This window comes from Comamonas sp. BIGb0152, from assembly GCF_024809975.1.
Lineage (GTDB): Bacteria > Pseudomonadota > Gammaproteobacteria > Burkholderiales > Burkholderiaceae_C > Comamonas.
In genome coordinates this window covers 123,026-148,977 of the sequence record NZ_JANUDY010000002.1, presented here as the reverse complement: position 1 = coordinate 148,977, position 25,952 = coordinate 123,026, and the positions used below count along the sequence as shown (strand labels likewise).

Sequence of the window (25,952 nt, the reverse complement as noted above, 5' to 3'; positions counted from 1 at the left end):
GTAAAAGCATTTTTTGACAGCGCGCTGGCCATGGCCACCATCTGCAGGCTCTGGTAGCCAAACGCGGGCCCATGGCGCCCACCCAAGGGCCAGCAGATCACGCCGCTGTCAAGCCTGATCTGGCGCTCTTTTGATCTGCATCAGCTGCCAACATCCCGTAAGTTCTATCGAAGTTTGGCTCTTTACTATTGAGAAAAGCTATTGATTCCATCGCTTTGTTCAATTGAGATTGAGAGCCCGCCCCCCATGCCCCAACAAGACCATCGCCACAGCCATCCGCCGCCCTCACCCCGGCCTGAGAAAGCCTGCGATTGCGGGCCACAGCCCGACAGGCGCATGGCCAGGCCCTGCACCAGCGGCGATTGTGAAAAGCGGGCACCCGCCGGCGCCCAGGCACTCGCCACCAACCGCCTTCCACACCACAAGTTCAGCACATCGGCCTGCCCCAGCACGCCAGCGTCCCGCCGCACGGACGACAGCATCATTCACTGCATGCTCTGTGACACCAGCGGACATGCCCACGGCACCGTGCGGCTGATTTTTGAACCGCAAGGGCCCCTCCCGTACCGCCAGGGCCAGCTTTTGCGGGTGCTACTGCCCGGCAGCTGCGGGCTCGAGATCCTCATTACCTCCCACCCCAGCCACGCCGGCGTCATGCATGGCAGGCTACTCGTGCCCCGTGGCGAATCGCTGCCCGCACAGTTCGGGCCAGAGGCCTCGTTTGGCCTGATGTTCCAGGTCTGCGCACCGCCCAAAGCCCGGTCCAGCTAAGCCAGCCAGGGGCGCTGTCCCGCCGGTACCCCCGGGCAGGCCAACCCGCTTCTACAATGCACCTGCCCTATGCCCCACAACATGCCCCTGAGCGACGCCCTGCGATCGCGCATCCACACCCGCCTGCAGCACTTTGCCGTGCAGCGGATGGCCGGCGGCGACCAGGCCCAGGCCGCCGTGGCACTGGTGCTGCTGGACGAAGGCCCGGGCGCCGGGCTGGAAGGCATGCCCCCACCCGCCCAGTGGAGTGAAGACGCCGCGCTGCTGCTGACACGCCGCGCGCTGCATATGCGCAACCACCCCGGCCAATGGGCCTTGCCTGGTGGCCGCATTGAGCCGGGAGAGACCGCCGAGCAGGCGGCCTTGCGCGAGCTGCATGAAGAAGCAGGTCTGTTGCTGCCGCCCAGCCAGGTGCTGGGCTGTCTGGATGACTACGCCACACGTTCGGGCTTTGTCATCACGCCCGTGGTGGTATGGGCCGGTGCCACGGCGCAGTTGCAGCCCAACCCCGACGAAGTGGCCAGCGTGCACCGCATCCCGCTGGCCGAGCTGCTGCGCAGCGATGCGCCGATGCTGGAGCACACGCCCGCCTCTGCCCACCCGGTGCTGCGCATGCCCATGGGCCAAAGCTGGGTGGCGGCACCCACCGCCGCCTTTCTTTACCAGTTTCGGGAGGTCTGCCTGCTGGGCCAGCCTACCCGCGTGGCGCATTTTGACCAGCCCCGGTTTGCCTGGAAGTGATTCTCTGGCCCACCCGCAACGCAGGCGGCGCAGGATGGGGCAAAAACATTATTTATCAAGCATATGCCTTAAAGCACCACTGGCCGGCCAGCCCCTGCCAGCATGAGACAATAGCGGGCTAGACCCCAAAAAACAGGACACAGTGACATGGAAGCAGAACGCATCAACCAAATCGGCAACACCCTCGAAGACCTGTCCAGCCGGACAGAAGAGCTTCGGAGGTATCTTTGACTACGATGCCAAATACGAACGTCTGCGCACCGTAAACGCATCGCTGGAAGACCCCAACGTCTGGAACGACCCTAAAAAGGCCCAGGAACTGGGCAAAGAGAAAAAGTCGCTGGACTCGGTCGTGCTGACCCTGCAAAAGCTCACGAGCGAGTTGGCCGATAACTCCGAGCTCTTCGAGATGAGCAAGGAAGAAGGCGATGAAGCGGGCCTGGAGACCATCGAAGCCGAGGCTGCCAAGCTGCGCCCGCTGATCGAGGACCTCGAATTCCGCCGCATGTTCCGCAACGAGGCCGACCCGCTCAACTGCTTTGTCGACATCCAAGCCGGCGCCGGTGGCACCGAAGCCTGCGACTGGGCCAGCATGCTGCTGCGCCAGTACCTCAAGTACGCCGAGCGCAAGGGCTTCAAGGCCACGGTCGAAGAAGAAACCCCGGGCGATGTGGCCGGCATCAAGAGCGCCACGATCAAGATCGAGGGAGAGTACGCCTTTGGCCTGCTGCGCACCGAAACCGGTGTGCACCGCCTCGTGCGCAAGAGCCCGTTTGACTCGTCCGGCGGCCGCCACACCAGCTTCTCGTCGCTGTTTGTCTACCCCGAGATTGATGACTCCATCGAGATCAACATCAACCCCTCGGACGTGCGCACCGACACCTACCGTGCCTCGGGCGCGGGCGGTCAGCACATCAACAAGACCGACTCGGCCGTGCGCCTGACCCACATCCCCACCGGGATCGTCGTGCAATGCCAGGATGGCCGCAGCCAGCACAGCAACCGCGATGTGGCATGGCAGCGCCTGCGCTCGCGTCTGTATGACTTCGAAATGCGCAAGCGCATGGAAGAGCAGCAAAAGCTGGAAGACACCAAGACCGATGTGGGCTGGGGCCACCAGATCCGCAGCTACGTGCTAGACAACAGCCGTATCAAGGACCTGCGCACCAACGTCGAAGTCTCCGCCACCCAAAAGGTGCTGGACGGCGACCTGGACGTGTTCATCGAAGCCTCGCTCAAGCAAGGCGTTTAAGCCGCGCAACCCGGAAATCGCTCCAGCACCATGCCTATGCTTCACCAACGTTTAAGCCCGATCTGGGGCATTGGCGTGCTGGTGTCTGCATTGGCCATGTCCGCTGGGGCGCAATTGCCGGGTGGCGCGCAGCCTGGTGCTGACGACATACGCAAGCTCAAGATCCAGTATCTGGAGGAGTGCTGCTACAACGCCAGCGGGGTATCTGAAGAGAGCATTGCCGCGATCCCGACCGACAAGCTCTTGCAATACCCCGCACTGCGCAAAGCTGCCGAGGCCCAGGTGCCGCGCTTGAACCAGATATTTGCCGGGCGCTACCTCGGAAGCGTCGTGGCACTCGACGGTTTCAAGCCGCATATTCTGTATTTCGTCAAAGGCTTGACTGCTGCAGACAGGGCTCGTGTCACAGCGGACCCAGCACTAGTCGGTGTTCAATTGGCCAACACCGCCTATGCGCAGCGTGATATCCCAGGTCTGACAAGAAAGCTGCAAAAAGAGCAACGCTTGCGCGAACTGTCTCCTCAGGAGAAAGCAGCTTCCTTGCACAGCTACGACATCTACCATGCAAGCCTGCAATCCGTTAACGCTTTGCCGGATGCCGTGTTTATCCAACACTGGCCGGCGGATATGAATGCGCTGTCCGATGCACTGAGCGAGATTTTCGGTGAGCAGTTGGTCTCGATGGCATGGAACAACGATGTTTTGGGCCATGCGACATTGGATGCCTTCATATACCAGGCTCTACCAGCTCAATTGCAGCATTTGCGCGGGGATGCAGAGCTCCGTGATGTTCACGTGGTGCCGTTCCCTATCAGCAAGCGAGAGATTGAGCGGATCCAAAACCGTATCGTTGAGGTCCTTGTCAATCCCTCCAAGTCGAGTGGGCAACCACTGATGGTGAGCTTGTCGTTTGATTATGTGCGGCGCAAGTTTGATGTAGGCGTCCTTGAAGGTCAGGTCGAGAAGGCTCGCCAAGTCTTGTTGAGTCAGGCGGACATTCCTGCAGCTTATTGCGATGTCCAGGAGCGTTTACCGATTCAGCTGTTCAACACTCCGGTTGACGCCCAGTGACCATTTCGATCCTGTATAAACGCCTACCAACCTAGCGTGCAATCTCATTAAAGCAATACTGCACACAATTTTTTTCTTGAATCATGCATGACAGCACCTGTTTAGCCGCCATGCCTCCCGACAGAAAGCCCCAGCCTCAGATGCCTGCGATCCAAGCCCTGATTTTTGACATGGACGGCACCATGGTCGACTCCATGCCCTGGCATACCCAGGCCTGGGTGGAGTACGCACGCCGCCATGCCATGGATCTGGATGTGCCCGCCTTTATGGCGCAGACCACAGGCAAAAACGCCTTTGAATGCGCCTGCGCGCTGATGGGCCGCACGGTGAGCGCCGAAGAAAGCGAGCGCATCACGGCGGAGAAGGAAGGCATCTACCGCGAACTGTTTGCCGCCCACTTCTGCGCCGTGGATGGATTTGCCAGCTTTCATGCCCAGGCGCGTGCGATGGGCCTGAAAGTGGCCATTGGCACCGCAGGCGACCAAGACAATGTGCGCTTTGTGCTGGACAAGCTGCAGATGCAGCCCCCCGCTCAGGCCATTGCCCGGGGCGACGAGGGCCTGCCCGGCAAGCCCCACCCCGATATTTTTCTGAAGGCGGCCGAGCGCCTGGCGATCGACCCCGCCGCCTGCATCGTGTTTGAAGATGCGCCGCACGGCATTGAAGCGGCGCGGCGCGCCGGCATGCGTGCGGTGGGCATTGGCACCACGCACGATGCCCTGCAATTGAGTGGCCCCCATGTTTTGGCATGGGCGCCCAATTTTTCGACCCTGCTCAACAACCAATTTTTGGAGAAGCTCCATGATGCGTGAAGGACAAGCACACACCGTGTACCGCGCCGACTACCAGGCCCCCGCATGGTGGATTGATACGGTCGACCTGACATTCGATCTGGACCCGGCCAAGACACGCGTGCTCAACAAGATGCGCGTGCGCCGCAACCCTGATGTGCCAGCCCAGCCGCTGCACCTCAACGGCGACGAGCTGAACCTGGCCCGCGTGATGGTCAATGGCGCCGCCTCCTCGTTCAAGATGGACGGCTCGGACCTGGTGCTGGAGAACCTGCCCGAAGGCAGCGACCCAGTCGATCTGGAGATCTTCACCACCTGCATGCCCGAGAAGAACACCAAGCTGATGGGCTTGTACACCAGCAATGGCTCGTTCTTCACGCAGTGCGAGGCCGAAGGCTTTCGCCGCATCACCTATTTCCTGGACCGTCCCGATGTGATGGCCATGTACACCGTCACCCTGCGCGCCAACAAGGCCCAGTTCCCGGTGCTGCTGTCCAACGGCAACCTGGTCGAGCACGGTGATCTGCAAGGGGCCGGCAACGAGGGCCGCCACTTTGCCAAGTGGGTCGATCCGCACAAAAAGCCCTGCTACCTGTTTGCACTGGTGGCCGGCAATCTGGTTGCCCGCGAGCAAAAGATCAAGAGCCGCGCCGGCAACGAACACCTGCTGCAGGTCTTTGTGCGCCCCGGCGATCTGGAGAAGACCGAGCACGCGATGAACTCGCTGATGGCCTCCATCGCCTGGGACGAAGCCCGCTTTGGCCTGAGCCTGGACCTGGACCGCTTCATGATCGTCGCCACCAGCGACTTCAACATGGGCGCGATGGAGAACAAGGGCCTGAACATCTTCAACACCAAGTACGTGCTGGCCAGCCAGGCCACAGCGACCGATGCCGACTACGCCAATATCGAGTCGGTGGTCGGCCACGAGTACTTCCACAACTGGACGGGTGACCGCGTCACCTGCCGCGACTGGTTCCAGCTCTCGCTCAAGGAAGGCCTGACCGTCTTCCGCGACCAGGAATTCAGCATGGACATGGCCGGCAGCGCATCGGCCCGCGCCGTCAAGCGCATCGACGATGTGCGCGTGCTGCGCACCGTGCAGTTCCCCGAGGACGCCGGCCCCATGGCCCACCCTGTGCGCCCGGACAGCTACCTCGAAATCAACAACTTCTACACCGTCACCATTTACGAAAAAGGCTCGGAAGTGGTGCGCATGCAGTCCACCCTGGTGGGCCGTGACGGCTTTGCCAAGGGCATGAAGCTCTACTTTGAGCGCCATGACGGCCAGGCCGTGACCTGCGACGACTTTGCCCAAGCCATTGCCGATGCCAACCCCGGCTCGCCGCTGGCCCAGCACCTGCCGCAGTTCAAGCGCTGGTACAGCCAGTCGGGCACGCCCCGCGTGGCCGCGCAAGGTGTGTATGACGCAGAAGCGCAGACCTACACCTTGACCCTGACCCAGTCCTGCCCACCCACCCCGGGCCAGCCTGGCAAGGAGCCCTTTGTGATCCCTGTCACCTTGGGCCTGCTGGCAGCCGATGGCCGCAGCCTGCCGCTGAACATTCGCCCCAGCCAGGCACTCAGCAGCATCGCGCACAGCGCCACCAACCACACCGTGGTGCTGACCGAGGCATCGCACACCATCGTCTTCGACGGTGTCGCGCAAGCCCCTGCCCCATCGCTGCTGCGCAACTTCAGCGCCCCCGTGGTGCTGCAGATCGAAGAGAGCGACGATGCGCTCTTGCACCTGCTGGCCCACGACGAAGACGCCTTCAACCGCTGGGAAGCCGGCCAACGCCTGGGCCTGCGCATTGCGCTGCAAGCGATTGCCGCACGCAGCGGTGCCGATGCACCTGCACTGCAAGCCAATCTGCTGCCCGCCTCCTTCGTGCAAGCCATGCGTGCCGTGCTGCGCGATCCGCAGCTCGATGCCGCTTTCAAGGACCTGGCCCTCACCCTGCCGTCCGAGGCCTATATCACCGAGCAGCTCGACCCCGTCGATCCGCAAACCGTGCACGCCGTGCGCGAAGCCATGCGCCAGCAACTGGCCACCGAGCTGGCAGCGGACTGGGCCTGGGCCTACGACGAATGCAGCCACACCGGCGCCTATGTGCCTGATGCGGTGAGCGCCGGCAAACGCGCACTGGCCGGCCATGCGCTGCTGATGCTCTGCGTGGCCGCCCGTGAATCGGGCGACAAGGTCTGGCCTGGCAAGACCCTGCAGCGCTACAAGGACGCGGGCAACATGACCGACCGCTATAACGCCCTGAGCGCGCTGGTGGTGAGCGGCAGCCCGCTGGCCGACGCGGCGATCCAAAGCTTCCACCAGCTGTTCAAGAACGACGAGCTGGTGCTGGACAAATGGTTTGCGCTGCAAGCGGGCGCACCGGACACCAACGGCAGCGCCCTGCCCGCCGTGCGCGCGCTGATGAAGCAGCCCGACTTCAACATCAAAAACCCCAACCGCGCCCGCAGCGTGATCTTTAGCTACTGCAACGGCAACCCCGGTGGCTTCCACCGCGCCGATGGTGCAGGCTACGCCTTCTGGGCCGAGCAAGTGGTGGCGCTGGACGCCTTCAACCCGCAAGTGGCCGCCCGCCTGGCCCGCGCGCTGGACCGCTGGAAAAAGCTGGCCGAGCCCTACCGCAGCGCGGCGGGCGACGCCATCGCCAAGGTCGCCGCCAAGCCCAAGCTCAGCAACGACCTGCGCGAGATCATCACCCGCGCAATGGCCGACTGATGCGCCAAGGCATGCGCCAACAGCTGCTGGCCCAGGGCATTGCCGCCCTGGCCGGCTTGGCTGCAGCCATGCCCACCGTGGCCAGCGCGCAAGCCGGCCGCAATGCCCCGGCAGCGGTCTCATCCTCGGCTGATGCGCTGCCCACCACCGCCAGCAACAATTTTGAAAAGCGCTTTGCCCCGCTCTACGCCGCCGTGTTCAGCGAAGGCGGGCGCTTTAGCGGCAGTGCGATGAGCGCTGATTTGCAGGCGCTGGAGCCCCTACTCAAGCGCACGAAAGCGCCGCCGCTGGATTTTTTCCGGCTGTACTACACCCAGGCCACGATTTTCAGCCGACGCGGTATGACCGCCGAAGCCGGCCAGGCTGCGCAAAAGGCCTTGGTAGCTATGCCCAAACCCAGCGATCCGCAATGGGCCTACCAGCATCTGGAACTGAGCATTGCCAGCATCCGCTGGTTGGCGGATAGCGGGCGCTATGAGGCAGCGCTCAAACCGGCGCAGGCCCTCGCCGTGCAATACCCGCTGGCGCAAATCGCCAAACTGCCCACGCAAATGCGCTGGGACAACAGCCGCCCTATCCCCCAGCCGGCCGACTACCCCACCCAGCTGCAGATACTGGGCGTGTACGAAGACCTGGGCTATGTGCTACACGAGCAAGGCCAGTACCGCCAGGCCCTGCAGACCAACCAGTGGCTGCTGCCGGTAGCGCGCGAGCGCCTGCAAGCGATGGGCGAGACCCCGCGCCTGCGCGGCCTGCTGGCCAACCTGGCACAAAACAGCTACAAGCTCGGCCAGATGGACGCCGCCCGCAAGTACCTGCAAGAGCGCCTGCAGATCGCCCTTGGCGCTGGCGACCATGACACCGTCTACGACAGCTATTTCCAGCTGATGGTGCTGGCCCATGAGCAAAATGACCCGCAGCAAGCGCGCCAGTGGCTCAGCACTTACGAGCAATACGCCCGCGCCCAGGGCCACAGCGACCAACTGGCCCGCGCCCAACAGCTGCGCGATGAGCTGAACGGCCGCGAAGCAGTGCCCCCGCCGCAACAGCCAGCCCCACAGCCACCGCGCCAGCCCAAGCGCTGAGCCCACCCAGATTGACCAAGTTTGAAGGAGTTCAACCCATGAAGAAAAACATCACCCTCAGCCGCTACCTTGTCGAGCAGCAACGCGTCGACGGCCTCATCCCCGCCCAGCTGCGCCTGCTGATCGAAGTGGTGGCCCGCGCCTGCAAGCGCATCAGCCACAGCGTCAACAAAGGCGCACTGGGCGATGTGCTGGGCACGGCCGGCAGCGAGAACGTACAAGGCGAAGTGCAGAAAAAGCTCGACATCATCGCCAACGAAGTGCTGATCGAAGCCAATGAATGGGGTGGCCACCTGGCCGCCATGGCCTCCGAAGAGATGGACAGCATCTACCTGGTGCCCAACCGCTACCCGCAAGGCGAATACCTGCTGATGTTCGACCCGCTCGACGGCTCGTCCAACATCGATGTGAACGTGTCCATCGGCACCATCTTCAGCGTGCTTAAAAAACCCGAAGGCCACCCTGGCGTGACCGAAGAGGACTTTTTGCAACCCGGCACCCAGCAAGTGGCCGCCGGCTACTGCGTCTACGGCCCGCAAACCACCCTGGTGCTGACCTTTGGCGACGGCGTGGCCATGTTCACCCTGGACCGTGAGCAAGGCAGCTTTGTGCTGACCCAAGAGAACGTGCGCATCCCCGAAGACACCAAGGAATTCGCCATCAACATGAGCAATATGCGCCACTGGGATGAACCGGTGAAGCGCTATGTGGACGAATGCCTGGCCGGTGTGGAAGGCCCCCGCAACAAGGACTTCAACATGCGCTGGATCGCCTCGATGGTGGCCGACGTACACCGCATCCTCACCCGTGGCGGCGTCTTCATGTACCCCTGGGACAAGCGCGAACCCAACAAGCCCGGCAAGCTGCGCCTGATGTACGAAGCCAACCCCATGAGCTGGCTGGTAGAACAAGCCGGCGGCGCCGCCACCAACGGCCGCGAACGCATCCTCGACATCCAACCCACCAAGCTGCACGAGCGCGTCAGCGTGGTCCTGGGCTCGAAGAACGAGGTCGAGCGCATCACCCGTTACCATACGGAAGCATAAATTCTGCAATTTGGTCTGAGAGCCAAAATTTCACGCTATAATTTCTCTCTAACGCCGGTGTAGCTCAGTCGGTAGAGCAGCTCATTCGTAATGAGAAGGTCGGGTGTTCGATTCATCTCTCCGGCACCACAATTTAGGAGATTTCTCCTCTAAAAAAACCAGTCCCCTCGGGCTGGTTTTTTTTTGCTCATCTTTCCTCGAATCTGCCCGATCTTTCTGTTCCAAATTAGGCAGGAAACAATCGCGACGGCTTTACCATGTACACCTAATAACAGGTAATGAAGGGATAGGCCAACGGCTGCAATCCATTGCAACCGCTATCTGCATTGCCTTCCGTTCCATCGCCAACGCAAGCTCCTCCTTCATGCATTCATCAAAGTCTACCTACGATATGCCTTCCGGAGCCCCTAGCCTCGTCGTCAAAGAAGAGCACATCGAATACGGTTTCATTGGCAAGCTTCAGAACTTGAAGTACGAGTACCGCGAAGACATTCGCGATCGCGCCACGCTGGAAAAAAACTTCCGGGAGAAGTTCGAAGCCCTCAACCGTGTCAAGCTGACAGAAGCCGAGTTCGCCAGGCTCCTGGATGAAATCGTTACCCCAGATGTCTACACCGCCGCCAAGACCCTGCGCGGTATCAACGCCTTCACCCGCGACGATGGCACTCCGTTGAACTACACACTGGTAAACATCAAGGACTGGTGCAAAAACGACTTCGAGATAGTCCACCAGCTCCGGATCAACACCGATAACAGCCATCACCGCTACGACGTTCTCATTCTCATCAACGGCGTGCCGTGCGTGCAGATTGAGCTGAAGACGCTTGGTGTGAATCCACGCAGGGCCATGGAGCAGATCGTCGAATACAAGCACGACCCGGGCAACGGCTACACCAAGACGTTACTGTGCTTCATGCAGTTGTTCATCGTCAGCAACCGCGACCGCACCTACTACTTCGCCAACAACAACGTCCGCCACTTCGCCTTCAATGCCGACGAGCGATTTCTGCCCATCTATGAGTTTGCGGGCGAGGACAACCGCAAGATCACCCAACTCGACGAGTTCGCCGAACACTTCCTGAGAAAGTGCGACCTCGGCCGCACCATCAGCCGCTACATGGTGCTGCTTGCGGGTGAGCAGAAGCTTATGATCATGCGGCCGTACCAAGTCTACGCCGTGCAACATATCGTGAAGTGCATCGACGAGGACAATGGCAACGGCTATATCTGGCATACCACTGGCAGCGGCAAGACGCTCACATCCTTCAAGGCCGCTACCCTGTTGAAGGAAAACGAACACATTCACAAATGTCTGTTCGTCGTTGACCGAAAAGACCTCGACCGTCAGACCCGGGAAGAATTCAACAAATTTCAGGAAGGCTGCGTCGAAGAGAACACTAACACCGCCGCCCTCGTACGCCGCTTGCTTTCTGAGGACTACGCTGACAAGGTTATTGTCACCACCATTCAGAAGCTCGGCCTTGCGCTGGACGAAAACAGCAAGCGCAACAAGCAGCGCAGCAAAAACGGCCAAGCCACCTATAAAAAACAGCTCGAAGCACTGCAGGACAAGCGCATTGTCTTCATCTTCGACGAATGTCACCGTTCGCAGTTTGGCGACAACCACAAGGCTATCAAAGCATTTTTCCCGAAGGCGCAGCTCTTTGGATTCACCGGCACGCCTATCTTTGAGGCTAATGCCTCCTTGCAGAAGATCGAGGATACACAAGCTTCCATGCGAACCACGGAGGATCTCTTCCAGAAGCAGCTCCACGCCTACACCATCACCCATGCTATAGAGGATGGCAACGTCCTGCGCTTCCACATCGATTACTTCAAACCTGAGGGGAAAAAACCACCAAAACCTGGTGAGGCGATCTCCAAGAAGGCCGTCATTGAAGCCATCCTAGCCAAACACAACGCAGCCACCGGTGGACACCGCTTTAATGCAATCCTCGCCACCGCGTCCATCAACGACGCAATCGAATACCACGCTCTGTTCAAGACCATGCAGGCGGACAAGCAGGCCACCGATCCCGACTTCAAGCCGCTGAACATAGCCTGCGTCTTCTCCCCACCTGCCGAAGGCGACGCAGATGTCAAGCAGATCCAGGAAGACCTGCCGCAGGAGCAGGTGGACAACGAAGAAGATCCCGAGGGCAAGAAGGCTGCGCTTAAGGCCATCCTAGCCGACTACAACGCCCGCTACGGCACCAACCACCGTTTTAGTGAGTTCGACCTCTATTACCAGGATGTGCAGAAGCGTATCAAGGACCAGCAGTGGTCCAATGCTGACTACCCGGCCGCGCAGAAGATCGATATAACTATCGTGGTGGATATGCTACTCACCGGCTTTGATTCCAAGTTCCTGAACACGCTCTATGTGGACAAGAACCTCAAGCACCACGGATTGATCCAGGCGTTTTCCCGCACCAATCGCGTGCTCAACGGCACCAAGCCTTACGGTAACATCCTCGACTTTCGCCAGCAGCAAGATTCCGTCGATGCTGCCATCGCCCTCTTCTCCGGAGAGAAGACCGGCGAGCAGGCTCGGGAAATCTGGCTCGTGGACAAGGCTCCTGTGGTCATCCAGAAGCTTCAGACCGCTGTACAGAAGTTGGACGATTTCATGACGTCCCAAAACCTTGCCTGCACGCCATCCGCGGTAGCTAACCTGAAGGGCGACGAGGCCCGCGCCGCATTCATCAGCCACTTCAAGGAAGTCCAGCGACTCAAAACCCAGCTGGACCAATACACTGACCTCAGCGAAGACAACAAGGCTGCCATCGAGCAAGTATTGCCCGATGAAAACTTGCGCGGCTTCAAAGGCCAGTACCTGCAAACTGCCAAAGAACTTAGAGCGCTACAGGGCAAAGACCTCAAGGAAGGCGATGGCTCTAGCAACGATGGCCCGGTGGACCAGCTCGACTTCGAGTTTGTGCTTTTCGCTTCCGCCGTCATCGACTACGACTACATCATGGGCCTCATCGCCAAGTTCTCCGCTAAGGGGCACGGCAAGGCCAAGATGACCCGCGAGGAACTCATCGGCCTCATCAGTGCCGATGCCAAGTTCATGAACGAGCGCGACGCCATCGCCGAATACATCGCCACGCTCCAGGCAGGTGAGGGCCTCTCTGAGGCCGCCATTCGCGACGGCTATACCCGCTTCAAGGCAGAGAAGAGCGCCAAGAAACTCGCCGATATCGCCGCGAAACACGGCCTCCACCTCGCCGCCCTTCAAAGCTTCGTGGACGGCATCCTCGACCGCATGATCTTCGATGGCGAGCAACTCAGTGACCTGATGGCCCCACTCGACCTCGGCTGGAAAGCCCGCACCCAGGCGGAGCTCGCCCTCATGGATGACCTTCACCCCCTCCTCACTAAACGCGCCAGTGGCCGCGAAATTTCAGGACTCAGCGCGTATGAGCAATAAGAAGAAAACCAGCGTCATCAAGGACGAAGTAATGCCCGCATGGGTGCCAAAGCTACGGTTTCCTGAGTTTCGGGAGACAAGTGGTTGGCAACTTATACCGCTAAATCGTTTGGCTATTCGTGCCAAACAGAAAAATCGAGACGAAAAGATAGATCGTGTGTTGACAAACTCTGCTGAATTTGGTGTGTTAGATCAGCGAGATTTTTTTGATAAGGATATCGCTACGCAAGGCAAGCTTGAGGGCTATTTCGTTGTTGAAATTGGTAGCTACGTCTACAACCCAAGAATATCTTCAACAGCGCCCGTAGGCCCACTATCGAAGAACAAGATTGGCACAGGTGTGATGTCGCCCTTGTATACAGTCTTTAAATTCAAAGACGACAGGGACGAATTTTATGAGCACTTTTTCAAGACTACGGGCTGGCATACATACATGCGGCAGGCATCCAGCACTGGTGCACGCCACGATAGGATGGCCATATCAAGCCAGGACTTCATGGCAATGCCTTTACCTACACCGTCACTCGCTGAACAACAAAAAATCGCTGAGTGCCTGAGTTCGGTGGACGAGCTGATCGCCGCTCAAGCGCGTGAAGTGGACTCGCTTAGGACTCTGAAAAGAGGTTTGATGCAGCAGCTCTTTCCGCGCGAAGGCGAAACCCAACCTCACCTCCGTTTCCCCGAATTCCAGCATACCGGGGAGTGGGAGCGTAAGACACTTAAAGAAATCGCAAAAATTACCTCAGGAACTACGCCGCCACGATCAAATTTAGAATTCTTCGCTCACGGAACCATCCCTTGGGTCAAAACGACAGACTTAAACAACGGGCTCATCGTTGAAACCGAAGAAAAAATAACATCCAAAGCAAAGGCTCGGATTAATCCTGCTGACTCGGTCTTGATTGCAATGTATGGGGGTTTTAACCAAATCGGAAGAACTGGACTCTTAAGCTTCCCTGCAGCAACCAATCAAGCAATTTCGGTATTGGCACTAGATCGAAAGGCGGCATTGCCTACTTATGTTTTAGCATGGTTGAATGCCAAAGTCGAAGACTGGAGGAGGATAGCCAGTAGCAGTCGAAAGGATCCAAACATTACGAGTTCAGACGTCGCCAAGTTCACCATTTTTTTACCCGGAATTGACGAACAGCAACGTATCGCCGACTGCCTCAGCAGCCTTGAAACCCTCATCGTCGCTGAAATTCAAAAGCTGGAAGCCTTGAAGACCCATAGGAAAGGGCTGATGCAGCAGCTTTTCCCATTCTCGTTGGAGGCCACGGTATGAGCGGCATTCGCAAATACCAAAGTTTGCGCACTTTGGTAACACGGCTGCGCGACGATCTCAATCAACGCGAGACAGAGTCCGAAAAGAAGGTTGTTAATAAACCTGCAACTATCCTACTTCTCTATGCCTACAACCGAACCGGTAAAACTAGGCTCTCCATGGAGTTCAAGGATGCAGGCAAGCGTCGGAACAAGAAGAACCCCAACGGCAATCCCGATACACTTTATTTCAATGCGTTTACCGAGGACTTGTTTACTTGGGAAAATGATCTGGATGGTGACCGTGTTCGCCATTTGCAGCTAAATAAAAAATCAAAGTTCTTCGACGCTCTACACGATCTCGCTCTAGACGAAACCATAGCTAACTACCTCAGCCGCTACGCAGACTTTGAATTCGATATCGAATACGAAGAATGGAAGATCGTCTTTCGTAAAGACGACGCGGAAAACATCAAAATATCGAGGGGTGAGCAAAACATCTTCGTTTGGTGCCTCTTTATGGCCATTTGCGAACGAATGCTCGACGGTCACGAGTCCTATCAATGGGTAAGATTTCTCTACATTGATGACCCCATCTCCTCACTCGACGACAACAATGCTATTTCTATTGCTTGCGACCTTGCCCAGCTTTTGCGCCGAGCTGCAAGCCGGAAAGACCAAAATGGCGCTCCCGCGCCCATCAAAGTTGTTTTCTCATCTCATCACGCCCTGTTCTTCAACGTGATGTGCAATGAGATTGGCAGAGGGAAAGAGGGCGATCCGAGGGTGGCTCACAAGCGCTACTTCCTGCACCGCCCGGACGGAGACGGTGCATATACTCTGCGAGCGACGGAGGACACGCCATTTTTTCATCACGTCGCGTCACTCGCCGAGCTCCAACTTGCCGCGGCCCCCAGCTCAGGCAAGCTCTACACCTTCCATTTCAATGCGCTGCGCAGCATCATGGAAAAAACGGCGTCGTTCTTCGGTCACGCTGACATATCCTTCTGCCTCAAGGCGCTTAGCATCGAGGGAGACCGTGCACTCTACAATCGCGCGCTGAACCTCCTCAGTCATGGCAAATACGCCATCCATGAACCGACCGAAATGGGCGAGGACAACAAAGAGCTGTTCCGCCGCATTCTGGAAGACTTCACCACCAAATTCCAATTTGACTTGCCTGACATTCTTGTGACCGCACTGACACCGACCCCGACACCGGCCGCAGGAACTATAGGATCCGCCGCCGCACCTGCCACGACCCCATGAACGAATTCAATCAAAAGCAACTCAACCAGACGCTCTGGAGCATCGCTGACCAACTGCGTGGAGCCATGGATGCGGATGACTTCCGCGACTACATGCTGTCCTTCCTATTCCTGCGCTACCTTTCCGACAATTACGAAACAGCGGCGAAGAAGGAGTTGGGGCGGGACTACCCTGATGTGGGAGGCGACATCCGCAAGGTGCCGCTGGCGCTCTGGTATGCGGACAACGCCGACGACATCATGGCGTTCGAGAAGCAGATGCGCCGTAAGGTGCATTACGTCATTCAGCCCGCGCATCTCTGGAACAGCATCGCCAACTTGGCCCGCACCCAAGACGCAGAGCTGTTGAACACACTGCAAGCGGGCTTCAGGTACATTGAGACGGAATCCTTCGAAAGCACTTTTCAAGGTCTGTTCTCCGAAATTGATCTGAGTTCGCCAAAGCTCGGCAAAACCTACGCCGACCGGAACGCTAAGCTCTGCACCATCATCCAGAAAATCGCCGAAGGACTGGCAGAGTTTTCCACTGACATCGACGCACTGGGCGATGCCTATGAATACCTGATAGGCCAGTTTGCCGCTGGGTCTGGGAAGAAGGCAGGTGAGTTCTATACACCGCAGCAGATTTCCGACATCCTCTCCACCATCGTCACGCTGGACGGTCAGGAGCCGAAGACCGGGACCAAGAAGCGGCTGGAAAGTGTTCTGGATTTCGCCTGTGGCTCTGGCTCACTGTTGCTCAACGTGCGAAAGAAAGTAGCCAACGCGAACGGTACCATTGGCAAAATCTTCGGCCAGGAAAAAAACATCACAACCTACAACCTCGCACGCATGAACATGCTGTTGCACGGGGTGAAAGATACTGAGTTTGAGATCTTCCATGGGGATACCTTGCTTAACGAGTGGGACATGATGCGGGAGGAGAACCCGGCCAGGAAGCCCAGCTTTGACGCCATCGTTGCCAACCCGCCCTTCAGCTACCGATGGGAGCCGACCGGTGCGCTGGCCGACGACGTGCGCTTCAAAAGCCACGGCCTCGCGCCCAAGTCCGCTGCCGACTTCGCATTCCTGCTGCACGGCTTCCACTACCTCAAAGACGACGGCGTGATGGCTATCATCCTGCCGCACGGCGTGCTGTTTCGAGGTGGCGCGGAAGAACGCATTCGCACCAAGTTGCTGAAGGACGGGCACGTCGACACGGTGATTGGCCTGCCCGCCAATCTGTTCTATTCCACCGGCATCCCCGTCTGCATCTTGGTACTGAAAAAGTGCAAGAAGCCGAATGATGTCCTGTTCATTAATGCAAGCGGGCCGGAGCACTTCGAGAAAGGCAAACGCCAGAATCAGCTCAAGTCTGAGCACATCGCGAAGATCATCAAGACCTACCAGTTCCGCGAGGAAGAGGCGCGCTACTCACGCAAGGTGGAGATGTCCGAGATCGAGAAGAACGATTTCAATCTGAACATCTCGCGCTATATCAGTACTGCAGTCAACGAAATGGAGATTGATCTGGATAAGACTCACCAAGAGCTGGTGGAAATTGAAAAGGCGATTGCGGCTGCGAAGAATGCGCACAACGTTTTCCTGAGAGAACTAAATTTGAAGTTATTGCCTTAGTCACGCACGCTCGCTGCATCAGTTAGGGCAAAGTGGGCTTCCCCCAGTTTCCTGCACACATCAGTCATTGAATGTGTTCGGGAAACTGGGGGAAGCCCATGTCGTTGTTCTCTAAGAGTTCCGTACTTCAGGATAGTTCAGGCATCTTGGAGGCCGCCCATCTGGCGGTCGAAGGACTGGCGGATCAGGCCCATCACGTACGGCAATTCTTGAAAGCTGCTCAAGCCTATCTCCACATCTCCATTGCCCCAGCTGCCAATGTTGGAGATGTCGCGGACCAAGCCTTTGGGGTCTTCGATGTCAGCTATGCCCACGTTGAGCACCAGCAACAGCCGCTTGGCTTGCGGCACCACATCAACGAAATTCGTCTCTGCTTTGTAGGCCACATAGAGCTTCAAGAACTCTTCGCTGACGCACGGATTAAGCGCCAAGAGTGACTTGCGTAGTGCATCAAACAATTCGCGCATAGGGCTAGTGGCCAGATAGGGGTGGTCCGCCAAGCTGTATTGCTGGCCGGATTTGGCCGTTACAGGTCGATAGGCGTCCAGCACGTCATCGGCCAGTTGCGGTGCAGCCCATACCTTGGCAGCATCCTGGGCCAGGCGGTCAGCGCGGGCCTTAATGCTGGCCTCGTTCCACGTTTTTACTTTGCCGAGCCCAAGGTTCAGCTTTAGCGGACTGTGGGCGAAGCCCACAGGATTGCCGTCTTTGTCCGTGACTTGGTCGCGTTTATAGGCGAAGGAGTGATCGCTGTATTCGCCGTTGTAGCCAGTTAATGTAAGGTTGCCCAAGGTGTGCAGCCAGTCTTGCTGAATGCGCTGCCAGTCTGTGCCAAGCTCGGCCTGCCACTCTTCGGACAGTGCTTGATTCTGAGGGAGGATGTGCTCAATGGTGTAGTCCTCCACCACCACACGTTCCTTGCGGCCATGGTTTTCAAGACGACGTAGCCAGTAGCTTCGGCTACGGAAGTTGTAGAGGTCGCGCAATTTCACGTCACGCTGGAATTCTTCGTCGCTGGGGAAGCGGCGGTATGAGGGCAGCAACAGGAATGCAGCCTGCACACTTTCATAGTAGAAGTCTTTCTTGAGCATGCGACTCATGCCCGCGAAGGTCTTGTTCAACGAGTTGGTAGGAATCGCGCAGATGGCACGGCGGAACACATAGCTCTCTATCAAGCGAACGATGTGCAGCACCTCGTCGCTGGTCAGGCGGCCTTGCTTGTAGTCGTGGTACACGTCCAGTAAGAACGGATAAGCCACATCGACCTTCAGCTCTCGCAGATCATGAAAGGCTTGTTTAATTCCTGCGTCAACCTCTGTGCCCAAGGCCATGGCGCAGTAGTAGGACGCGTAGGCATGGATGTCGGCCACCAAGTCGCGGGTGTTGCCCTTGAGGCTGCGAGCAAAGACCTTGAACGCAACATACACATCGCGCACGTTAGGAATCTCACCTGTTTTCGCCGTCAGGTAGTGCCGCATGAACGCATCGAAGTGCACTACGTAGGCGGCTTGGCCAAACGCCCTTTCCATGGGCCGCCAGTAGGTCTTGTACAGCTCGGTTTGCAGCTTGGGCTCAAGCCCCATCAGGATATAGTTCCGGATGAGATCCGCCTGACTGAGCTCCAGCCCGGTGGAGTTCATGCTCTCAAATATCAACTGCGGATTATCCTGTGCACGGTCCAACGACACGTCCACGATCACCAGCTTTGCGAGACCTTGGCAGATGGCTTCCAACTCGCTTTGGTTTGCGGCGATCAGCTCCTGGAAAAGCGCATAGTTTTCGGTGATGCGGCTGCTTGCCTCCGCGGGCAGGGGCGTGCTTTGCAAGAGGGATAGCAAGGTGTCCTTGTCAGTCTCAGACAAGATCAACTTGAAGCGCCGATCGTCGTCCTCATTGGGGTCAAACAAATAGCGGTCACGTAGCTTCTCTTTCGAGAAAGCCCCTAAAAGCTCCGAAATGTTATATACCTCAAAGTATTTTGCCAACGCGGCAATGAGCAAGGTGCTTGTCGTCAGGCGTTGCTGCCCGTCGATAACCAGCAATGCTTCCTGGCTGGTGACGGAGGACAGACCACGCTCCACATAGACGATGGAGCCTATGAAGTGCGCCTTGACCGTTTCATCGCGGCCCGCGCGCATCAAGTCAGCCCACAGTTGACGACACTGAGTGGCCGTCCATGAATAGTTGCGCTGGTAGATCGGTATGACGAACTGCGGAGATTTTCTAAGGAAATTGAGAAGATTCGCTTCTGTTGCTTTCACTTTAATCCTTTAATGACTACGTGCCACTTGTGGGCGCTATGATTGTCAGCCGATTTGCGCACTAGTTGGAGAGCCAGCGTGCATGCAGCCGATTTCGATTGGCCCGATCGCCATCTCCACCCAAAAAGTCCAGCGCTTCGTCACCGGGCGGCAAGATGAGCTGATCCCTTCGAGCTTAACCAACGCATCGCGCAGTTCGGCATAGGCAAACAGCGAGAACGTCGTGGTGACACAGCCCAACTGGATGTCTGCCTTAAGGTGCGGGCGTACTAGGTCGATGACGCGATCTGCGCCACTGTTTGGAATCAGCCTCATAAGGTTTTCGCCTGCCATGGATTGATGACGGCAACGCCTGCTGCCTCGAATGGGCCAGTATCTCTGGTCGCAACAGCAAACCCGTTGGTCGCCGCAATCGCCGCGATGTAGCCATCAGCCTGGGCAACGGCCAAGCCAGCGCCGCGAGCCTTCGACATCAATGCCGCATAGGCTTGGGTACAGGCTAAGTCGAAGGGCAGTACCCGGCCAGAAAATAAAGGAAGCACGCGCTTTTCCAAGCTCTCTTGCAGGTTTGCTCGACGCTTGCCAGCCGGCAGCAGGGCAACACCCGCCCGCAACTCTGCCAAGGTGATGGAGGACAGGAACAGCGTCTCCAATGCCTGGGCGTCGATCCACTCGATCACTCGCAGCTCAGGTGCTTGGCGGAGCGGCTCGGACATTACATCGGTGTCGAGCAGGATCATTCGAAGCTCACTGGCCGAGCAGACGCCTTGTCGCGCGCCTGTTCAAATACCGCGAATTCTTCATCGCTCAGCTTGGCCTGACGGCCCATGTCGGCCAGAAGCGAACCCAGCTTCACGCGCCCCTTGGGGTTGATTGCGGATTCGAGGATTTCGCGTACCTCCGCTTCCATGCTCTGACCGTGCTGGGCCGCGCGGACGCGCAGAGCACGGTGCACCTCTTCAGGCAGGTTTCGAACTGTCAACATAGCCATGGCGATCTCCTCAAATGCATTCGATGCATGCATTTAACTATATTGCATTCATCCCTAGAGCGCTCTGCGCACTCTCAAGCTAGGCAACACTGTGATTCAACTCGCACTACCCTTCTGCCCCTCGGCAGCTCTCTCATTAGCCCGATGCAACACCCCCTGCGCATCCTCGGTCAGCGCATATAAAGCGCTATGCAGACCACCTTGCAGCCACTTGCTCAGCTTGAACGACCCGCCATCATCCGCACCGATCAGCAGAGCCGATATAGCACTCAAGCCATACAAGCGCGTGTTGATCGCTTGGGCTTCGCACTCCGTCAGCGCCAGGTCGTCCGTAAAGCCGCAGGCCCTGCGGTGGCTGCAAATGTCGTGAATGTCTAAAGGCTGGTCGCCCTGGCCCGCGATGGCCTGGATGGCATCGGCATAAGCGGTATCTGGGCTGGCGGTATCCGAGCGGGTATCCATGCCTGGGTCGGCTTTTGCTGCCGCGCGGGCAGCTTGGGGCTTGCTGTTCATGATGACGCCTCCTGACTCCGGGACAGGTTGCGGAATAGAGGCAGCGCCTGTACGGCCATGTTCAGCGCGTTGTGCGCGTCGGGATGCGGTTGGATAAGGGCGGTTTCGCCCAGGCAGGAGGTGGGCGCAGAGATGCGCGCGAGGGATGACTGAGCCATGGTGGACTCCAAGCAGTGTGGTTTGCAAAAACCACCACCCGGACGCCAATCAGGGCGGCAGCTCGAGCAGGTTGGCGTACCGGACACCGCTTGCGCAAACCGGCGAGCCTCGCGGCTCCCTGCCCAAGCCGCCATAAAAGGGGCACGAACAAACAAGCCGCAGGTACTCTGCGGAGGAGACTGCGGCTTGCGTCGCAGCAATGTGACAGGACGCCAATCCCGGCTGCGCTTGACTGGCACAGCGGCGTAACTGTAGCACGGCAGGAATGGAAGTGCTTAAGTGCGGCGCATTATTGAACCCCGCCTCTGCCCGAGCCTCTCGGCCCTGCTCAGTGAAGCGGTAGTGGCCGGGCTGGGTCGGGAAGCCGTCACGGTCGGTGACGTGATGCGCTCCATCTCGTTGGAGATATATAGGGTCAGTGCTTGGGCATCGTAGGAGATGACTCCAGCGCCCTCGGGTGGCGGTGGAAAACATGCTTCATTGCGCCAATCCCAGCATCGCGCGGATGCCTGCAATATGCCATGCCATACGGCTGCCAATATGCACGGGGCGCAATGCTGCGGGGTGCTTGCCGTAGCAAGCGTCTTTTAGATAGCGGGATTTTTCGTTCTTGGTATTGATTCGCCACACGCATGCGTTTCAACAACCACTCACAGACGCATTCCCAACCAGATAACGGTTTGCGTCGATGCAGCAACCACCGGCGTCAACACTTTGGGCCAGAACTGACCAGGCGCCAGATGCACTACTGACTGCTCCAGATGCTGCTCTTCATCCGCAACTATTTTTGCAATGGCCGCGACCGCAGCATCATCTTGACCTTCCAGCAAGTGGATCTGATGCTTCAAGTGGCCCAACACCACGCGCTCTACGGCAGCGGTCGTTGCGGCAATCGCCTGCAATCCAAAAAGTGCCGTTATCGAGCCCAGTGCAAATCCACCCAGTCCGCACAACCAGTAGCTGCGGCAACGGCTGGTACCTCTGCGCTGAAGCTCGTCCCAGAAGATGGCGCGATGCGATTCTTCATGCGCCTTGAATGCCTAGAGCGTTGGAACGATGGACGGCGCAGTCCATCGCGCGACAAGGATCTGAGCAGCATAGATATTGACAGCGCCATGCTCCCCTGCATGGTTCACCTTAAGTACACGCCCGGCAAAGTCTTTCGCCTTCATAGATCGATCAGTTGCGTCATACCCGGTGTGACATTTGAGATTCGTGAGGTACAGGGCCTTCCAGCCACTCCCAAATGGTTAGGCAAATTCTAGGGGTTGATCGGCTGCGCAACCAGGCGAACGCCGAGCGCTGCACACACACGCCAAATAGTGTCAAAGCGCGGATGGCTGCCCGGACGCAGCGCCTTGTACAGCGCCTCTCGGGTCAGGCCGCTGGCACTTGCTATGTCGCCCATGCCACGCGCGCGCGCAATCACACCCAGGGCATGCGCAAGCTCGGAAGGATCTTCTTCCTCCATCACCAAGGTCAAATAGGCGGCCACCTCTTCATCCGTTTTCAAATGCTCTGCCATGTCAAAGTTGGGCAGGTCTGCAATCTTGACCATCATCTACTCCTTCTCGCCCTCTTCCGGCTCCAAAGTGGCAGCCAGCGCCTGGGCAGCAGCGATATCCGCTTGTTGGCTGGACTTGTCACCACCGCCCAGCATGACTACCACCACATCGCCACGCTGCACGTAGTACATACGCCAGCCTGGGCCAAAGTCTTCGCGCATTTCGTAAACGCCTGCGCCAACGGATTTACAGTCGCCCATCAAACCACGTGTGACCTTGTCCAAACGCTTGGCCAAGCGAATACGCGTCATCGTGTCACGCAGGCCATGGAGCCAGGCATCGAATTCAACAGTGCGCTTGACGGTGAACATTTCCGCATTGTAATCGTTCGTTCACACCAACACCACTTTTTTCATTAGCGGCAGCACACACTCCAGACACCATGCCATCGCTCACAAGGCATGACGCGATGCGCTCGAACAAAGACTTTTGTATAGTTTTGTACACTGCCTCTCCCAGGGCTACATTCGGTCAGACAACCCCTTTGCCAAAGCGCCGCTGGCTTGAACAATCGCTCCGTCAGTTTGACAAAACAACAGCTCCACAAGGATTTGACCATGAGCGCAGCACAAGACAAGGTTCTCTACACCGGCCGCACGACCACCACCGGCGGCCGCTCCGGCGCATCGCGCAGCGATGACGGGCATCTGGACATTCGCCTGACCCAGTTTGGTACGGCGGGCACGGGCACCAACCCCGAGCAGCTGTTTGCGGCGGGCTGGTCGGCCTGCTTTATGGGGGCGATGGCACGCGCGGCGCAGCCGCTGGGCGTCCAGCTGCCGGTAGACCTGGCGGTAGATGCCGAGGTGGACCTGGTGCAAAACGCCGAGGGCTTTGCACTGGCGGCGCGCCTGAACGTCAAGGTGCCCGGCGTGGCACACGACCAGGCGCTCGCTGTGGTGCAGGCGGCGCACCAGATCTGCCCGTACTCCAAGGCGACACGCGGCAATATCCAGGTCGATCTTTCCGTGGCCTGATCGCCCCTTGGCTCCCCACCCGGCTTGACCTCCATGCGCAGCATTCTTCAACGGCTTGTCCCTTCCACCCTGCTGGCGCGCGTCGCCTTGCTGGTGATGCTGGGCATGGGGGTGGCCCAGCTGCTCACCTATATGGCCATTCGCCATGAACGTGAGCAGGCGCTGATGCGGCTGATGATCAGCGGGGTCGAGCGCGATATCGCCAGCTCGGTGGCGCTGATCGACCGGCTGCCGGCGGGCGAGCGCCAGGACTGGTTCCCCAAGCTCGAGCGGCCCAACTACAGTTTTTCTCTGGAGGGCACGGTTGGCAGCGCCGCCCCCACCGACCCGGCGCTGGCCCGCTTTGCGCAGGTGGTAGCCGATGCCTTGCAGCCTTTTCCGGTGCTGGCGATGGGCCAGCTGGGCGACCGGCCCGATGCCGTGCGCATGCAGCTGCGGCTAAGCGATGGCTCGCCGCTGTACATCGTGGCGCGCCGCGTGCCTATGCCCGTGTCGGGCTGGGTCACCTGGCTGCTCGCGGGCCAGCTGCTGGTGCTGGCAGGCCTGGCCTGGCTGGCGGTGCGCCTGGTCACCCGTCCTTTGGCGCGCCTGGCAGCGGCGGCCGACCAGTTGGGGCCGGACCTGCAGCCCGTCGTCGTCGCCGAAGCGGGCCCGGCCGAAGTGGTGCGCGCAGCGCGTGCCTTTAACGCCATGCAGCAGCGCATTGCCGGCTACCTGAACGAGCGCATGCAGATCCTCGCGGCGATCTCGCACGATCTGCAGACCCCCATCACGCGCATGCGCCTGCGGGTGGACCTGATGGACGATATGCCCGATGCCGACAAGTTTCGCCAGGACCTGGAGGCCATGCGCAGCCTGGTGCACGAAGGTGTCAACTACGCCAAGACCCTGCAAGGCTCCGACGAAAAAGTGCGGCGCCTGGATCTGGATGCGCTGCTGCGCAGCATCGTCAATGACTATGCCGACACCGGCAGCCCCGTCACGCTGGAGGGCGCTGCGGGCCAGCCCATCCGCACCCGCCCCCATGCGCTGCGCCGCATTCTGGGCAACCTGATCGACAACGCCCTCAAGTACGGCCAGCGCGCCGATGTGCATCTGCGCCTGCAAGCGGGCCATTGCTACATCGATGTCTGCGATACCGGGCCCGGCATCCCCGAGGAACAGCTTGCAGCTGTGCTACAGCCCTTTTACCGGGTGGAGGCCTCGCGCAACCGCGACACCGGCGGCTCCGGCCTGGGCCTGGCCATTGCCCACCAACTGAGCCTGTCGCTGGGCGGCACGCTGCGCCTGCACAACCGCCCCGAAGGCGGCCTGCGCGCCAGCCTGCAGTTGCCGGCCACCAGCTGATACCACCCATATCACCTGATATCCACTGACATCCACTGACACCACCGCCACCTTCTGCCATGACAACCACCTCCCCCGCCAGCGACCACGTTCTTTTGGTGGATGACGACCGGGATATCCGCGACCTGGTCAGCGCCTACCTGGAAAAAAATGGCCTGCGCGTGACCACCGCGCCCACCGGCCGGCATATGCGGCAGCTGCTGGAGACCGCCGGGCCGTTTGACCTCATCATCCTCGACCTGATGCTGCCCGGCGAGGACGGGCTCACCCTGTGCCGCGACCTGCGCGCCGGCAAGTTCAAGACCACGCCGATCATCATGCTGACGGCGCGCGGCGACGAGACCGACCGGGTGCTAGGCCTGGAGATGGGTGCCGATGACTACATGCCCAAGCCGTTTGCCGCGCGGGAGCTGCTCGCCCGCATCAAATCAGTGCTGCGGCGCACCCGCATGCTGCCGCCCAATATGCGCAGCAGCGAGGAGGCGCGCTTTCTGGCCTTTGGCGAATGGCGGCTCGATACCGCCGAGCGCGTGCTGCTGGACCAGGAAGGCGTGATGGTGTCGCTGAGCGGCGCCGAATACCGGCTGCTGCGCGTGCTGGTGGACCATCCGCAAAAGGTGCTCAGCCGCGACCAGATCCTGTCCATCACCCAAGGGCGCGAGGCCGAGCTGTTTGAGCGCTCCATCGACCTGATGATCAGCCGCCTGCGCAAGTGCCTGAATGACGATGCCCGCGAGCCGCGCTATATCAAGACCGTCCGCAGCGAGGGCTATGTGTTTGCCGCTCAGGTGGAGGCCCAGGATGTTTAGGGTTCGCAAATGGCTGTATGCCTTTATGTTTTTGCTGGGTTGCGCCGCCGCTGAGATCGCCTCGCCCGCTGGCCGCCCCTGCCCCTTGGCCAGCAGCACCCTGCTACGCAAACGCGAGCCCCGCGCTTAAAACGCCCGAGCAACCCCCACCACCCCCAACACCGCCACCTTTGAGGTGGCGGTGGCATTTTCGGGGCTCGCAATCATCGCTTTGTATCGCCGTGTACCAGCCCGGCCCAAGCGCTACAC

At 59.0% G+C, this 25,952-nt stretch carries 23 protein-coding genes, 1 tRNA gene and 1 pseudogene; 16 read left to right on the top strand and 9 right to left on the bottom strand.

Annotation, left to right across the window (positions count from 1 at the left end; all coding sequences use genetic code 11):
• Positions 1–246 precede the first annotated feature (246 nt).
• From M2375_RS04125 to M2375_RS04065, 13 genes are all read left to right on the top strand, one after another.
• A complete protein-coding gene (locus tag M2375_RS04125) occupies positions 247–771 on the top strand; it encodes a hypothetical protein (RefSeq protein ID WP_259164128.1) in 525 nt (174 codons plus the stop codon).
• A gap of 69 nt (positions 772–840) precedes the next feature.
• The gene (locus M2375_RS04120) at positions 841–1,512 is read left to right on the top strand and encodes a CoA pyrophosphatase (protein WP_259164126.1); all 672 of its coding nucleotides are present in this window, start codon (positions 841–843) and stop codon (positions 1,510–1,512) included.
• A gap of 147 nt (positions 1,513–1,659) precedes the next feature.
• Positions 1,660–2,764 (top strand): peptide chain release factor 2 gene (gene prfB, locus M2375_RS04115; RefSeq protein ID WP_259164125.1). Its coding sequence is split into 2 segments (ribosomal slippage): positions 1,660–1,740 and positions 1,742–2,764, totalling 1,104 coding nucleotides; the frame shifts between segments, so codons are not numbered across the junction.
• A 36-nt stretch (positions 2,765–2,800) separates the two neighbouring features.
• Positions 2,801–3,835: a hypothetical protein gene (locus tag M2375_RS04110; RefSeq protein ID WP_259164124.1), complete on the top strand. Its 1,035-nt coding sequence runs from the start codon at positions 2,801–2,803 to the stop codon at positions 3,833–3,835.
• Between the two features lie 140 nt (positions 3,836–3,975).
• A complete protein-coding gene (locus M2375_RS04105) occupies positions 3,976–4,647 on the top strand; it encodes an HAD family phosphatase (protein ID WP_259164123.1) in 672 nt (223 codons plus the stop codon).
• Positions 4,640–7,369: an aminopeptidase N gene (pepN, locus tag M2375_RS04100; protein ID WP_404979281.1), complete on the top strand. Its 2,730-nt coding sequence runs from the start codon at positions 4,640–4,642 to the stop codon at positions 7,367–7,369. Before M2375_RS04105 ends, pepN begins: the two co-directional genes overlap by 8 nt.
• An 11-nt stretch (positions 7,370–7,380) precedes the next feature.
• Positions 7,381–8,454, top strand: a complete 1,074-nt coding sequence (locus tag M2375_RS04095) for a tetratricopeptide repeat protein (protein ID WP_259164121.1) — start codon at positions 7,381–7,383, stop codon at positions 8,452–8,454.
• A 38-nt stretch (positions 8,455–8,492) separates the two neighbouring features.
• Positions 8,493–9,500 carry a class 1 fructose-bisphosphatase gene (locus tag M2375_RS04090; RefSeq protein WP_259164120.1) on the top strand — a complete coding sequence of 336 codons (1,008 nt, stop codon included), beginning with the start codon at positions 8,493–8,495 and terminating at the stop codon, positions 9,498–9,500.
• Between the two features lie 53 nt (positions 9,501–9,553).
• A tRNA-Thr gene (locus M2375_RS04085) sits at positions 9,554–9,629 on the top strand.
• 235 nt (positions 9,630–9,864) lie between these two features.
• Entirely contained in the window at positions 9,865–12,933 is a 3,069-nt protein-coding gene (locus M2375_RS04080; RefSeq protein ID WP_404979273.1) for a type I restriction endonuclease subunit R, read from the top strand.
• Entirely contained in the window at positions 12,923–14,218 is a 1,296-nt protein-coding gene (locus M2375_RS04075) for a restriction endonuclease subunit S (RefSeq protein WP_259164119.1), read from the top strand. The genes M2375_RS04080 and M2375_RS04075 overlap by 11 nt, the downstream gene beginning before the upstream one ends.
• The gene (locus tag M2375_RS04070) at positions 14,215–15,465 is read left to right on the top strand and encodes an AAA family ATPase (protein WP_259164117.1); all 1,251 of its coding nucleotides are present in this window, start codon (positions 14,215–14,217) and stop codon (positions 15,463–15,465) included. Before M2375_RS04075 ends, M2375_RS04070 begins: the two co-directional genes overlap by 4 nt.
• Positions 15,462–17,081, top strand: coding sequence for a type I restriction-modification system subunit M (locus tag M2375_RS04065; protein ID WP_259164116.1), 1,620 nt, complete (start codon positions 15,462–15,464; stop codon positions 17,079–17,081). The genes M2375_RS04070 and M2375_RS04065 overlap by 4 nt, the downstream gene beginning before the upstream one ends.
• Positions 17,082–17,218: 137 nt before the next feature.
• Here M2375_RS04065 and M2375_RS04060 read toward each other — a convergent pair whose 3' ends face one another.
• From M2375_RS04060 to M2375_RS04020, 9 genes and pseudogenes are all read right to left on the bottom strand, one after another.
• Complete coding sequence (locus M2375_RS04060) at positions 17,219–19,342, bottom strand: DUF262 domain-containing protein (protein WP_259164115.1); 2,124 nt, start codon at positions 19,340–19,342, stop codon at positions 17,219–17,221.
• A gap of 45 nt (positions 19,343–19,387) precedes the next feature.
• A complete protein-coding gene (locus M2375_RS04055) occupies positions 19,388–19,657 on the bottom strand; it encodes a hypothetical protein (RefSeq protein ID WP_259164114.1) in 270 nt (89 codons plus the stop codon).
• Positions 19,654–20,082, bottom strand: coding sequence for a type II toxin-antitoxin system VapC family toxin (locus M2375_RS04050; RefSeq protein ID WP_259164113.1), 429 nt, complete (start codon positions 20,080–20,082; stop codon positions 19,654–19,656). Before M2375_RS04050 ends, M2375_RS04055 begins: the two co-directional genes overlap by 4 nt.
• A complete protein-coding gene (locus M2375_RS04045) occupies positions 20,079–20,333 on the bottom strand; it encodes a FitA-like ribbon-helix-helix domain-containing protein (RefSeq protein WP_259164112.1) in 255 nt (84 codons plus the stop codon). Before M2375_RS04045 ends, M2375_RS04050 begins: the two co-directional genes overlap by 4 nt.
• 96 nt (positions 20,334–20,429) lie before the next feature.
• Complete coding sequence (locus M2375_RS04040) at positions 20,430–20,846, bottom strand: hypothetical protein (protein ID WP_259164111.1); 417 nt, start codon at positions 20,844–20,846, stop codon at positions 20,430–20,432.
• On the bottom strand, positions 20,843–21,004 hold the full coding sequence (locus M2375_RS04035) for a hypothetical protein (RefSeq protein WP_259164110.1): 162 nt from the start codon (positions 21,002–21,004) through the stop codon (positions 20,843–20,845). The genes M2375_RS04040 and M2375_RS04035 overlap by 4 nt, the downstream gene beginning before the upstream one ends.
• A gap of 651 nt (positions 21,005–21,655) precedes the next feature.
• Positions 21,656–22,177 (bottom strand): annotated as a pseudogene (locus M2375_RS04030) (demethoxyubiquinone hydroxylase family protein).
• An 89-nt stretch (positions 22,178–22,266) separates the two neighbouring features.
• Positions 22,267–22,563, bottom strand: coding sequence for an addiction module antidote protein (locus M2375_RS04025; RefSeq protein ID WP_259164108.1), 297 nt, complete (start codon positions 22,561–22,563; stop codon positions 22,267–22,269).
• Between the two features lie 3 nt (positions 22,564–22,566).
• Positions 22,567–22,881, bottom strand: coding sequence for a type II toxin-antitoxin system RelE/ParE family toxin (locus tag M2375_RS04020; protein ID WP_021026784.1), 315 nt, complete (start codon positions 22,879–22,881; stop codon positions 22,567–22,569).
• Between the two features lie 246 nt (positions 22,882–23,127).
• Here M2375_RS04020 and M2375_RS04015 point away from each other — a divergent pair, with 246 nt between their 5' ends.
• From M2375_RS04015 to M2375_RS04005, 3 genes are read left to right on the top strand one after another with little or no spacing between them, the layout of a single operon-like run.
• The gene (locus M2375_RS04015) at positions 23,128–23,547 is read left to right on the top strand and encodes an Ohr family peroxiredoxin (protein ID WP_259164107.1); all 420 of its coding nucleotides are present in this window, start codon (positions 23,128–23,130) and stop codon (positions 23,545–23,547) included.
• A 33-nt stretch (positions 23,548–23,580) separates the two neighbouring features.
• Entirely contained in the window at positions 23,581–24,894 is a 1,314-nt protein-coding gene (locus M2375_RS04010) for a HAMP domain-containing sensor histidine kinase (protein ID WP_259164106.1), read from the top strand.
• 59 nt (positions 24,895–24,953) lie between these two features.
• The gene (locus tag M2375_RS04005) at positions 24,954–25,703 is read left to right on the top strand and encodes a response regulator (RefSeq protein WP_259164105.1); all 750 of its coding nucleotides are present in this window, start codon (positions 24,954–24,956) and stop codon (positions 25,701–25,703) included.
• Positions 25,704–25,952 lie beyond the last annotated feature (249 nt).